10 protein-coding genes are annotated in these 12,086 nt (G+C 62.5%); 5 read left to right on the top strand and 5 right to left on the bottom strand.

The features are described from left to right. The first annotated feature begins 83 nt into the window (after window positions 1–83). The 3 genes from DWB85_RS10340 (at window position 84) to cysK (ending at window position 3,133) form a co-directional block, all read left to right on the top strand. Window positions 84–1,313 (top strand): YihY family inner membrane protein, encoded by a 1,230-nt coding sequence (locus tag DWB85_RS10340; RefSeq protein ID WP_117954190.1) that lies wholly within the window; start codon window positions 84–86, stop codon window positions 1,311–1,313. Next, window positions 1,310–1,819, top strand: coding sequence for a TlpA family protein disulfide reductase (locus DWB85_RS10345; RefSeq protein ID WP_117954192.1), 510 nt, complete (start codon window positions 1,310–1,312; stop codon window positions 1,817–1,819). Before DWB85_RS10340 ends, DWB85_RS10345 begins: the two co-directional genes overlap by 4 nt. A gap of 333 nt (window positions 1,820–2,152) precedes the next feature. After that, window positions 2,153–3,133 carry a cysteine synthase A gene (gene cysK / locus DWB85_RS10350; protein ID WP_117954258.1) on the top strand — a complete coding sequence of 327 codons (981 nt, stop codon included), beginning with the start codon at window positions 2,153–2,155 and terminating at the stop codon, window positions 3,131–3,133. Between the two features lie 12 nt (window positions 3,134–3,145). Here the strand turns inward: cysK and DWB85_RS10355 are convergent, their stop codons facing one another. From DWB85_RS10355 to DWB85_RS10375, 5 genes are all read right to left on the bottom strand, one after another. Further along, the gene (locus tag DWB85_RS10355) at window positions 3,146–3,724 is read right to left on the bottom strand and encodes a GNAT family N-acetyltransferase (protein WP_117954194.1); all 579 of its coding nucleotides are present in this window, start codon (window positions 3,722–3,724) and stop codon (window positions 3,146–3,148) included. A 5-nt stretch (window positions 3,725–3,729) separates the two neighbouring features. After that, complete coding sequence (locus DWB85_RS10360) at window positions 3,730–4,707, bottom strand: quinone oxidoreductase family protein (protein ID WP_117954196.1); 978 nt, start codon at window positions 4,705–4,707, stop codon at window positions 3,730–3,732. Continuing rightward, entirely contained in the window at window positions 4,707–6,044 is a 1,338-nt protein-coding gene (locus DWB85_RS10365) for an NTP/NDP exchange transporter (RefSeq protein WP_117954198.1), read from the bottom strand. The genes DWB85_RS10360 and DWB85_RS10365 overlap by 1 nt, the downstream gene beginning before the upstream one ends. 24 nt (window positions 6,045–6,068) lie before the next feature. Continuing rightward, on the bottom strand, window positions 6,069–7,955 hold the full coding sequence (locus DWB85_RS10370) for a metallophosphoesterase (protein WP_117954200.1): 1,887 nt from the start codon (window positions 7,953–7,955) through the stop codon (window positions 6,069–6,071). Window positions 7,956–8,023: 68 nt separating this feature from the next. After that, window positions 8,024–10,165 (bottom strand): cation:dicarboxylate symporter family transporter, encoded by a 2,142-nt coding sequence (locus DWB85_RS10375; protein WP_117954202.1) that lies wholly within the window; start codon window positions 10,163–10,165, stop codon window positions 8,024–8,026. A 51-nt stretch (window positions 10,166–10,216) separates the two neighbouring features. Here DWB85_RS10375 and DWB85_RS10380 point away from each other — a divergent pair, with 51 nt between their 5' ends. Both DWB85_RS10380 and thpR read left to right on the top strand, forming a co-directional pair. Then, window positions 10,217–11,557 carry a DEAD/DEAH box helicase gene (locus DWB85_RS10380; RefSeq protein WP_117954205.1) on the top strand — a complete coding sequence of 447 codons (1,341 nt, stop codon included), beginning with the start codon at window positions 10,217–10,219 and terminating at the stop codon, window positions 11,555–11,557. Further along, window positions 11,557–12,078: an RNA 2',3'-cyclic phosphodiesterase gene (gene thpR, locus DWB85_RS10385; RefSeq protein ID WP_117954207.1), complete on the top strand. Its 522-nt coding sequence runs from the start codon at window positions 11,557–11,559 to the stop codon at window positions 12,076–12,078. The genes DWB85_RS10380 and thpR overlap by 1 nt, the downstream gene beginning before the upstream one ends. The last annotated feature ends 8 nt before the right edge of the window (window positions 12,079–12,086 follow it).

Consider the following 12,086-nt stretch of genomic DNA (forward strand, 5'->3'; position numbering starts at 1 on the left):
AACAACTCCGATACTATTAATTACGGGGCGAGTATAGCAAAGCGGCTTCTCCCCGTTGCGAACATTCATGCCATAATGTGGACATGGAAGACCCCAAAATACTCATGCATGGCTTATGGCGCCGGGGACACTATCTGATCTCGCGCTTTTCCGCCGATCGCTGCTCGGAGAACGCCGCCGCCCTCACCTACATGAGCCTGTTTGCCATGGTGCCGCTGCTCACGGTGCTGTACACCATGGCCTCCGCCATCCCGACCTTCCAGGGGCTGGAGAATGAGGTACAGAGCTTCCTGTTCCAGCACCTGATGCCGGAGACCAGTTCCGAGGTCGAAAACTACATCAATGACTTTTCCCGCCAGGCAAAAAACCTCACCGGCCCGGGCATCGTATTCCTGGTGGTGACCGCGGTATTGATGCTGCGCAACATCGAGAAAGCCTTCAACCTGATCTGGCGGGCGCGGGAGAATCGCAGCCCGGTATCCAGCTTCCTGCTGTACTGGGCGGTATTGAGCCTCGCCCCGGTGGCGCTGGGCCTGGCCCTCGGCATCAGCACCTACCTGACCTCATTCACCAGCGCGCTGGACGGCTATGATATTTTTGGGGCCAGGGCGCTGGTGCTCAAATTGACGCCCCTGCTGTTGACCACCGCCGCCTTTACCTTACTGTATATCGCCGTGCCGAATTGCCGGGTGCCATTCAAGCACACCCTTATCGGCGGCTTTGTCGCCGCCGTGGCCTTCCACATCGCCCGCGCCGCGTTCACCGATCTGGTCGTGGGCTCCAGCTACACTTTTATCTACGGTGCGTTCGCCGCGGTTCCCCTGTTCCTGCTGTGGATTTACCTGTCCTGGAACATCGTGCTGATGGGCGGCATCCTGGTGCACAGTCTCTCAGGCTACCAGAATGAGGCGCAGGCCAGCCGGCCCACCGTGCTCAAGGCCCTGGATATTCTCTACGTATTCTGGGAGCGCCAGCGCAATGGCCAGACGGTGCGGGAAATCGAGATTCTCAATAACAGTCACGCCGCCATCCGCGGCCTGGACAGCGAAACCTGGCGCTACCTGCGGGATGTATTTATCGAAAAAAACATCCTCACCCAGAGTGACCGGGGACACTACCTGCTCAGCCGCGACCTGCACGGCATCAGCTTCTGGCAATTGAAGGAGTGGGTCAACGATGAACAGCCCCTGGCAACGGCGGATATCAGCAGCCATCTGGGCTGGCAGGAAAACGCTTACGCCCTGCTGCGCAAACAGCGCGGGGACCAGCGTGAGCTGCTTAATATGAACCTTGTGGAGTTATTTGAAGGATGAAGTTTGTTGTCGCGGCAATCACCGCACTGTTACTGACCGCCTGCACCGCACCGGAACCGCCACTGCCGGACAACCTGTTGCCGTCGCTGGACAGGGAGCGCTACCAGGGTCAGTGGGTGGTCATCAATTACTGGGCCAAATGGTGCAAACCCTGCATCAAGGAGATTCCCGAGCTCAACGCGCTGGACCGCAAGTACGAGCAGGTGGCGGTCCTGGGGGTTAATTTCGATGCCGTAAGGGGTGACGAATTGCAGGCGCAGATCAGCCAGCTGGGGATAGAATTCCCGATCCTCCTGGAGGAGCCATCCTCCGCCCTGGGCACGCCAATGCCCCAGGTGCTGCCCACAACCCTGATCCTGGACCCCGACGGCAAGCTGGTGGCTACCCTCGTTGGCCCCCAGGACCTGGCATCCCTGGCACTGGCCACCGGTCAGGTAGGCATGCCCGATTCCGGTCCCACAGCGGAGGATATACTCCCGGCTGAAACCGATGAACGCAGTCCCTGAGCGCGCCCTGGCTATCGGCCAGGGGATGACCGCCGGGCAATACCCCCGGCCGCTGGCAGGGAAACTCAGGACAAAAAAAACCGGCCCCATGGGGGCCGGAACACACTAGCATCTCTCACAGAGGGATATGAAACCTGGATGAATCCAGTCGGAAACAGTGCGGGAGTCTTTTGCCTGCCTGGCATTCGCACTGTATCCGGAAATTAGGACCCGGCGAATTCGGCGAAGTTCCACGGCGGGCAATATTTTTTACCAGGACTGAACATGGACAGAGCCCCGGTCATTTACTAGGCTTTCCCCTGCTTCCCGCGCCCCCCCACGAGGACAATGATCATGAGCAAAATATTCGATGACAATGCTGAAACCATCGGCGGCACCCCGCTGGTGAAAATCAACCGTATTTGCAGCGGCACTGTCTACGCCAAACTGGAGAACCGTAATCCGGCGATGTCGGTCAAGTGCCGGATAGGCACCAGCATGGTACTGGCGGCGGAGAAGGACGGCAGCCTCAAGCCGGGGATGACCATCGTCGAGCCCACCAGCGGCAATACCGGTATTGCCCTGGCCTTTGTGGCCGCCGCCAGGGGCTACGACTGTATTCTTACCATGCCCAACACCTTCAGCCTGGAGCGCCGCAAGCTGATGAAGGCCCTGGGCGCCGAAATTCGCCTCACCGATGGCACCCAGGGCATTGCCGCCGCGATTCAGGCCGCGGAGGACATCATTGCCTCGGACCCGGACAAGTACTGGGGTCCCCACCAGTTCGAGAACCCGGCCAACCCGGCGATTCACGAGACCACCACCGGGCCGGAGATCTGGGAAGACACCGATGGCGCCATTGATATCCTGGTCTCCGGGGTGGGCACCGGCGGCACCCTGACCGGCATCTCCCGCTACATCAAGAACACCTGCGGCAAGGCGATAACCACCGTGGCGGTGGAACCGGACACCACCACCATGATTACCGCCACTCTGGCCGGTGAGGAGCCGACCCACTCGCCGCACAAGATCCAGGGTATTGGCGCCGGTTTTGTGCCCCGGAACCTCGACCTGGATATGGTGGACGCGGTGGAGCAGGTGAGCAGTGAGGAGGCCATGACGTACGCCCACCGGCTGATGCAGGAAGAAGGCATTCTCGCGGGGGTGTCCTGCGGTGCCGCCATCGCGGTAGCGGACCGGCTGTCACGGCGGGAGGAGAACCGGGGCAAGGTAATTGTCGCCATCCTGCCGGACTCCGGCGAACGCTACCTGAGCTCGCCGCTGTTCGAAGGCCGGTTCTCGGACAACGAAACCATCCAGGCCACCGTCAGCTGAGGACGGCGGGCATCAGCGGCTGGCCAGGGCCTGCAGCCGCTGTTTCACCGCCGGCCACTCATCATCGATAATGCTGAAGTACACCGAATCCCGGTGATAGCCGCGCTGCACGATCATGTGCTTGCGCAACACCCCCTCGCGCACCGCCCCTAGCCGTTCCAGGGCCTGCTGGCTGCGCTCATTGCGGGCATCGGTCTTGAATTCGACCCGGATACAGCCCAGTTTCTCGAAGGCGTGGGTCAGCAGCAGCAGCTTGGCTTCGGTATTGACGCCGGTGCGCTGGAAATCCTGGCCCAGCCAGGTCCAGCCGATCTCCAGCGAGCGGTGCTCCGGCCTGATATTGAGGTAGCTGGTGCTGCCCGCCACCCGGCCCTTGGCATTCTCCACGATGGCAAAGGCGATTCGGCCGGGCTGGGCCGCGGCTGCGTCAATCCAGTGCCGCACGTCTGCTGTGTCGACAAAACAGGCCCTGGGCATGTAGGCCCAGTCCGGCTCATGCCTGCCGCGGGTGTAAAGCCCCTGGGCGTGGTCATGGCACAGGGGCTCCAGGCGCACGCAGTCGCCCTCCAGCAATACCGGCCTGACTTCCATCCCTATCACGGCAGCAGTACCGTCGAGCCCGTGGTCTGGCGACTCTCCAGGTCGCGGTGGGCCTGCTGCACCTCGGCCAGCGCATAGCGCTGGTTGATCTCCACCCTGATGTCGCCGGCCAGGATGCGCGCGAACAGGTCCTCGCTGGACTGGCGCAGCTCTTCCTCGGTGGCGGTATAGCTGAGCATGGTGGGCCGGGTAATATAGAGAGAACCGTGTGCCGCCAGCCGCTGCAGGTCCAGCGGCGCCGGTGCGCCGGAGGCATTGCCAAAGCTGACCATCAGGCCACGCGGGCGCAGACACTCCAGTGACAGGTCGAAGGTGTCGGCGCCCACGCCGTCGTAGACCACGGGCAATTTGTCGCCGCCGGTGATTTCCAGCAGGCGCTGCAGCACGTCCTCCTCGCGGTAATTGATCACCTGGGCATAGCCGTGCTCCCGGGCCAGGTCGGCCTTGGCCGCTGAACCCACCGTGCCGATGGCTATCGCGCCGATACTCGCGGCCCACTGGCCGAACAGCAGGCCCACCCCGCCCGCGGCGGCGTGAAACAGGCAGGTTTCGCCCGCCTGCAGCGGGTAGGTGCGCTGGATGAGGTACTCCGCAGTCTGCCCCTTGAGCAGGCAGGCGGCCGCCTGTTCGTAATCGATACCCTCGGGAATGGGCACCAGGCGACTGGCCGGCAGGTTCAAGGCCTCGGCATAGGCGCCGAACCCCGCGGAGCAGTAGGCCACCCGGTCACCCACCGCCAGCTCGACCCCCTCGCCCACCGCTGCGACTTCCCCGGCGCCTTCCAGGCCAATGCCGGTGGGCAGGGGCAAGGGATAAAGCCCGCTGCGATGGTAGGTGTCGATATAGTTAAGCCCGATGGCGTGATTGCGCACGGTAACCATGCCCGGTCCCGGCGCCTCCAGGGCCACGTCCTCCAGCGCCATGACTTCGGGGCCGCCGGTAGCGGCTATTCTGATTGCTTTCACTGTCGTCATTATGTGTCCTCCGTGGGTTTTTCCGCCGCCAGCAAACGCGAACGTTCGCGGGCGATGAGTATTGCCAGGGTCAGGGTGCCGGCGGCCAGCAGTGCCGCCAGGGGAATGAAGTCCGTTGACGCCCAGCCCAGTACATTGAGTCCCGCAAATATCAGCCCGGCCTGCAGTAAATCGCCGAGGCGCTGGCCGAAGGGATCGATCACCGCCCGCGCCTCATACTTTTCCTGGCGACTGAGCGGCAGGTACAGCATTTGCCGGGCGGTGTTTTGCAGTGAGTAATCCAGGCTGTTTTCCGCCATTTTGAAGTAACGGAACCAGCCGATGACCGGCAGCAGGGCCAGCGAGGCATAGCCCAGGAAAATCAGCAGCGGCGTCAACAGGAATGCCACGCTGAAGCCTGCCAGGCGAATCAGGCGGGCCACCAGGAAGAACTGGATCAGCACCCCGAGCAGGTTCACCATAAAGTAAAAGCCACCGTAGAAGCGGCCGACATAAGTGCCCTTGTCCACCGCGATGGTGCCGGCGGCTGCCCCCTCGGCGTACATGGTCTCGAGAATCGCCGACAACAGGTACTCCCCCGTGGTATTGACCAGGTTGAGCATGATGACAAAGCCGGCCATCAGCATCAGGTAGCGCCGGCTCAACACCAGCTGGAAACCGGCAAAGATCGACGGCTGGGCCGGTGCCGCGGCGCTCTTGCTGTCGCCACGGGACCCCGGCGGCACCGATTTGCTGGCAATGCCGGCGGGCAGACTGGCCAGCGCCAGGGTTACCGCCCCGGCGATCATCAGGCCATAGGCATCAAGGTAATTGACCAGTTCCCGCGACGCGGCCGAGCCCACCCAGGCGCCCAGGGACGCGCCCAGGGCCACGATGACAAACAGACGCTCCCCCGCCTCCCGGCTGTAAAGCTCTGAGGCGTAGGCCCAGAACTGGGCAATGATGAGCACGCTGTAGGCGCCCAGCCAGACAAAATAGGGCACCGATACCGCCATCCCGGACATTCCGGCGGCGGCAAAAGCGGCCAGCGTCAGCACGCATACGGCAGTGACGAGTTGCATGTAGCGGAAACTGTCGAAGCCCCGGGAGAACTTGCCGTACAGGGGAATGAATACCAGCAGCAGCAAGGCCTGCAGGGCCACGGCGTAGCTGCGAATCTCCGCCGTACCCTCGGTGAGAATGAGCATCTCCCGGGCCGGTTTGAGCAGGTAGGCGGTGAACAGGATGAGGAACAGGCTGGCGAACATGGCCACCACCCCGGCGGTCTCCCCGGGGCGCAGCTCCACCCCGAGGAACAGGGTGCGCTTGAGCCACACGCCCGCGGAAATCTCAGTCACCTGGCCAGGTCTCGATCAGGACAATTACCTGCCGCTACCCCTGGCCTCTTTGAGGATCAGGTCCCTGCGGGCGAGGATCGCCTCGATCTGGCGCGGATGGAGATAGGGAGACAGCTGCGCCTCCAGCGCCTGCTCATTGAGACTCAGCAAACGTTGCTTTAACAGGTCGGACACTTCCAGTTCGACCTTGCGATATTGCTTGGGCCGCCTCTCGGTGGTGCGGAAAGCAAGGCTGTGATCGATAAACTTCATCATGAAATCATCCCTGGTCCACAGGATATTGGTGAGGTTGCGGTCCTCGTTGTAAATCAGGATATCGAACACAAAGCGCAGCCGGTACTGCTCCCATTGCTTGCAGTGCCCCTGGAACGGCAGGTCCTCCTCCAGGCGGTCACGTTCGTTGATCGAATTCTCCACCCAGTCGGACAGCGCCCCCTCGTTGCCGTCGATCTCCGTCAGCACTGCGGTGGGCACCATCTGCCAGTCCAGCATGCGATCAAGCTTGTAGGCCGCCACATCGTACTGGTAACGGTCGCTGTCGTTGTTCCGCCGGGTGACGAACTTGACCTGGGATTCCAGCCGCGGGTGGGTGTCCTCATATTTGAATACCGCATCATTGACCACCCCGTCGCGCTCCTGGGTCACCCGCTTTGGCTTGGTAACGCCGGTGCCAATATCTTCCACCCGGGTGACCGGTGCGGTGCGCATGAACTCTTCCAGTTCGGCATCACTCATGCCGGACAGCTGTTGCGACAGGCTGGTGACTTCCGCCGTCGGCTGGGCCCGCTGGTCCTGGCCCAGGTAGTGCACGTAGTCGGGGCCGTCGTTGGAGATCAAGGCCGACGCGTGGCCCTTGTAGACGGCGCGGAGCATACCGGTATCAAGACGGATGGCCAGCCCGTCCATACGCGAGTGGACTTTGCCCCTGGTGGGGGTGTGTCCCATCACCAGCTGTTTGCCGCCCACCCGCTTGAGGAATCGCTCGGTATTAAATGACTCTGACAGCGGGTGGCACCAGGCGGTACCCCGGTACCAGTTAGGGCTGTCGGTGCTGAATACAAAGGCTTCCTGGGCCTCGAATACCTGCTGCACCAGGGTAAACCAGTCCGCCCGGTCCTTGGGATTGGCCGCCACGAATTCCTCGACCCTGGCATTGAGGAAATTGAGACGGTCGTGGTAGTCCACGTACCAGGGCATCACCCCGGCGTCCCGCAGCCCGTCCATGCTGGACAGGAAGCCGCGCAGCTCGCCGTTCAGCTCTTCGTTAAGTGTCGCTATGGACTTCTCCACCGCGCCGGCGGCAATGCCACCGTGCATGTACACCTTGTCATTGACCTTGACCACGAAGGGCTGGCGAATCAGCCAGCTCCCCAGTTCACCGTCCAGGGAATAGGCCCTGCGCAGGGCGACAAATCCCGGGGGATATTGTTCATCGAAGGTGTTGCGAACGGTGGTCTCGTCACCGCCCGGATTGAAGCGGCGGTAGTCCGCGTACAGCGCGTCGCGATCGGCCTGGGTTTCGTCACCGGCGAAAGCCGCGAACTCGTCGGCGGAAACATAACGCAGGTCGCCGGTCATCACCATCACCTCGTGATTGCCCAGGACCATATGGACAGCGCCGCCGGCCTGTTCCGCCTGGGCATCGAGTTTCATCAACAGCTGCACCACCTGGCGGGAACCGGGACCCCGGTCGACCAGGTCGCCCAGGGAGACCAGGTGGGTCTTGCCGCCGCTCCAGTTCAGCTGCTCATCCACCACGCCCACCTCCCTGAGCAGGGCCACCCAGTCGTCATAGGCGCCGTGCACATCGCCAAAGGCCACTACTCTGGAGGAGGTATTTACCTCGTAGGCAGGGACGACTGAGGGCAAAGACAGGAACAGGGTGAGCAGTAAGCTGGTAAAGAGGCGCATGGATAGATTCCGGCTACAACGTTATCTGGCAAGAGTGTAGATGCAAACAAAGGGTTTCGCACCCAGAATCAGTCCACCCAGCCAAGCACATCGCGAATGACTGACCAGCGCGGACTCTTGCTGGCTGTGGCTCCGCCGTGCATCCAGTACTGGTAAAGCTCGTCGATCGTGCCTTCGCTGCGCTTCAGTTCTATCCAGTTGCTGACAAACTCGACCATTTCCAGGTCGCCCTTGGGTACTGCATAGGCCGCGGGCAGGCCGACCCGGTTCTCGGTGGTAACCACGCCGTAACGGGGGTAACGATAGGCGTAGGCGGCACCCTCTTCCTCGGTCAGCAGCAAGGCGTGGGCGCCCTGGTCGTTACCATTGAAAAAGTCTTCGGCGGCGTCCAGAAAAACCACGCGAACGTGGGGCAGCATGCGCTGCAGGCGGTTCTCATAATAGCTGCTGCTGACCAACGCAATGGTCAGGTCATCCCGGGCTTCCAGCGCCTCCATGTCCCTGAAGGTTTGCCGCTGGTGATCCAGGGTAATAAAGGCCAGGGCCAGGTCCAGGTAAGGCCGCGAGTAACTGGTATCCGCATAGCGATCGGGCAGGCTGGCAATGCAGGACATGGCGATATCGATCTGGCCGGACGCCAGCATGCGCTTGAGTCCATCAAACTCGAAGGGTATGAATTCAAGCCCGACCTCGAGATCCTGGGCCATCATGTGGGCCATTTCAACATCGAAGCCGACCAGTTCGCCCCTGGGGGTAACAAAGCTGCAGGGAAGATTATTGGGGCGATATCCCACCTGCAGTATCCCCGAGCTGAGAATGTGGTCCAGCCGGGTGCCGGCAAGCTGGGTCACGCTGGCCTCCGGCACATCAGTCACAACCCGCGCCGGCACCCGCTGTGCCATCAGCTCGATATTCGACAGCACCTGGTCACGGGGCGGGGGCGGCGGCACGAAGGCGCGAAAATACAGCTGCAGCGCCAGCACCATGACAGCCAGGGCCGCGGCGGACACCAGCAGGTAGCGCCCCAGGTTCACCCAGCGAAGGCGCAGTCGGCCCGCCACCGCCAGCGGGCCGACAACCGCCAGCACGACGATATGCAGGGCGGCGAGCATCGCCCCGAAGCGCCCCACCACAATGCCGGTGACCAGGAACAACTGGAACATGTCGGAGGGAATCTGCAGCGAGTCGAGCATATAGGGCACGGCCACGTTAATGCTGCCAAACAGGCTGAACAGCCCGCCAAGGGCCAGCGACAGCCGATCGATAAGCGCCAGTTCGGTGTCGGTGAACCAGGCCGCGAACAGCACGAACAGCAACACCAGCAGCTTGCCCAGGGAAGGGAAGTTGAATGACACCGGCACGATAATATCCACCGCGGACTCAGTATCCCTGCCCGCGGCATGGTGCCTGGCCAGTAACTGCTTGGCATTTTCAGCAATCTGCGGCAGCACCACGAACTGGTTACCGGTGGCGAAGGCGGTAACCAGGGCATCGCGAAAGGCATTCAGCACCTCGCGATAGGGAATACCGCTGAGGGTGGCAACCAGCCCCGGGAATATCCAGAAGGTGACCAGCAGGGCGAGGCTGACGTAGGTCACCAGATAGACCTGCACCCGGCTCAATTCCTCAATGGTCATGGTGCCCGCAGCCGCGGCGGCGATCGCGAAAATACCGTAGGGAGTCAGCTTCACCATGGCGGCATTGATCCGCGCCATGGCCTCGGCCAGGCCGTCGAATACCGGCAGTATCTTGCTCTTGTCTTCCAGCTGGATCAGGGCGACGCCTACCAGGATGGAGAAGAACACCACCGCCGGAACCAGGTTGTTGGACAGGGAGTAGAAAATGTTCGCCGGCAGGTACAACGCCAGCAAATCCGGCTGGCTTGACTCCACCCGGGTAGGGGCAGAAAAAAATGATGCAGTGTCGATATCCGGAAACGCCAGCGCGGCGACGAATATAAGGCACAGCGCCAGCCCCCAGATCACCAGCAGCACGGCGGTGCCGCGCAGGGCCAGTTGCCGGGCCTGCGCCATCTGCATACGGCCAAAGCCGGCGATGAGGGAGACGATAATATACGGCAATACCGTGATCTGCAGCAGCCTGACGAAGATGTCGCCAACCAGCTTCAGGTCGGCAACCAGTTCACCAAAAAAAAGCCCGGTGGCGACCCCCGCCAGCAGGCCGACCAATATTCTCCCCGACAAGCTCATGGACAGACTGTTGTTCCCTCGCTAATTAGCCTAGGATGATAACAGAACACCATGAAAGTGAGATCGCACGTGCTGCAGCAACTTGAACTGGATCGGGGCCTGCGCTTGGGCCTTGATGACCTGGGTTTTGATACCCCTACCGAGGTCCAGCAACAGGTAATACCCGTCGCCCTGTCCGGCCGCGACCTGCGGGTCAGCGCCGAAACCGGCAGCGGCAAGACGCTCGCCTATCTGCTGCCCGGTGTGCAGCGCATTCTCGCCCGCCCCATCGAGCGCCAGGCCGGGGCGCTGATGGTAATCCTGGTACCGACCCGGGAACTCGCCCGCCAGGTGCTGAAGAACTGCCGCGACCTGATCGACAAAACGCCGCTGGCGGCCCAGGCCATCACCGGGGGCGCCGATTTCAAGTACCAGAAGGCGCTGCTGCGCAAAAATCCGGAAATCATCATCGCCACTCCGGGGCGCCTGCTGGAGCACTGCGAGAAAGGCAGTGCCGATCTCGCCGCGCTCAGGACCCTGGTGCTGGACGAGGCCGACCGCATGCTCGACCTGGGCTTTCGCGACGAGGTGCTCAAGCTCGCTTCGTTCTGTGGCGACCAGCGTCAGGTCATCCTCCTCTCCGCCACGCTCCGGCACCGGGGACTGGGCGGCGTGGCGCGGGAGATGATGAATGACCCCGCATCCATCGCCGTCGGCGAAGTGAGACAGCCCCACAGCAGCATCCATCACCAGCGTATTCTGGCTGACTCCCAGGAGCACAAGGACAAACTGCTCATCGCCCTGATGCAGCAGGGCGGTTTCACCCGGGCCCTGGTGTTCGCCAACAAGCGCATTAATGCCCAGCGTCTCGCCGGGCTGCTGGCCCACCAGGGGCTGCGCTGCGGCTGCCTGCACGGGGAGCTGACCACCGAGGAGCGCAAGCACGTATTGGCGCAATTGCGCGATGGCAAGATCGATATCCTCTGCGCATCGGACGTAGCCGCCCGCGGCCTGGACGTGAAAGATATCGACCTGGTGGTCAACTACGACGTGCCGCACAAGGGCGACGACTATCTGCACCGCACCGGCCGCACCGGCCGGGCCGGGTCCCGGGGCCTGGCGATCTCCCTGGTCAGCGGCAGCGAGTGGAACCTGATGGTCAGCATCCAGCGCTACCTGAAGCTGGAGTTTGAGCCGCGCGCCCTGCCGGGGCTGAAGGCCCGTTACAGCGGGCCGAAGAAAACCAAGGCCTCGGGCAAGGCGGCCGGCAGCAAGAAGAAGCGCAGTAAATCGCCCGCGGACAAGGCCAAATCCAGGGCCCGCAACCAGAAAAGCAAGGGCAAACCCCGCGCCGGCAAAGCGGTATCCAGTGATGGCTTCGCCCCCCTGATGAAGAAGAAGCCACAGTCCTGATGCGGCTGTTTTTTGCCCTCGAGCTGCCGGGCGAACTGGCGATACAGATTGCCGACTGGCGCCAGCGCCAGCTCCCCGCCCTGGGCAGGCCGGTGCCGCCGGCCAATTTTCATATCACCCTGGCTTTTCTTGGCGAGCTCGGTGAAAAGCAGCTGGAGCAATTATGCCTGGCGACAGACGAGCTGGTGGCGCAAGGCCGTTTCGAGGCCGGGGAAATCATCCTGGACCAGGTGGGCTACTGGCCCAAACCCGGCATTTACTGGCTGGGGCCCAAACACTGGCCCGATTCCCTGGGCCAGTTGGCAGACACGCTGGCCCGGCGTGGCAATGCGCTGGGGGCGAAGCGCAAACGCGGGCAGTTCCGCCCGCACCTGACCCTGTTCCGCGGCTGTCAGGCCCCGCCGCCGGCAGCGGCTGAGCTGGGCGACTTCCCCCTGCCCTACCACGGTTTCACCCTGCTGGAGTCACGCGCCGGGCGCAATGGCGTGCGCTACAGCCCGGTTGCCCGGTGGCACTTTTAAGCGCCGAG

The sequence above is a fragment of the Seongchinamella sediminis genome (genome assembly GCF_003457605.1).
Classification (GTDB): Bacteria; Pseudomonadota; Gammaproteobacteria; order Pseudomonadales; family Halieaceae; genus Halioglobus; species Halioglobus sediminis.

Bases quoted from the DNA above. Each gene is read 5' to 3' on its own strand.
- DWB85_RS10340 (WP_117954190.1), top strand. From the start codon at position 84: ATGGAAGACCCCAAAATACTCATGCATGGCTTATGGCGCCGGGGACAC.
- DWB85_RS10380 (WP_117954205.1), top strand. From the start codon at position 10,217: ATGAAAGTGAGATCGCACGTGCTGCAGCAACTTGAACTGGATCGGGGC.
- thpR (WP_117954207.1), top strand. From the start codon at position 11,557: ATGCGGCTGTTTTTTGCCCTCGAGCTGCCGGGCGAACTGGCGATACAG.
- DWB85_RS10360 (WP_117954196.1), bottom strand. From the start codon at position 4,707: ATGACGACAGTGAAAGCAATCAGAATAGCCGCTACCGGCGGCCCCGAA.
- cysK (WP_117954258.1), top strand. From the start codon at position 2,153: ATGAGCAAAATATTCGATGACAATGCTGAAACCATCGGCGGCACCCCG.
- DWB85_RS10345 (WP_117954192.1), top strand. From the start codon at position 1,310: ATGAAGTTTGTTGTCGCGGCAATCACCGCACTGTTACTGACCGCCTGC.
- DWB85_RS10355 (WP_117954194.1), bottom strand. From the start codon at position 3,724: ATGGAAGTCAGGCCGGTATTGCTGGAGGGCGACTGCGTGCGCCTGGAG.
- DWB85_RS10370 (WP_117954200.1), bottom strand. From the start codon at position 7,955: ATGCGCCTCTTTACCAGCTTACTGCTCACCCTGTTCCTGTCTTTGCCC.
- DWB85_RS10375 (WP_117954202.1), bottom strand. From the start codon at position 10,165: ATGAGCTTGTCGGGGAGAATATTGGTCGGCCTGCTGGCGGGGGTCGCC.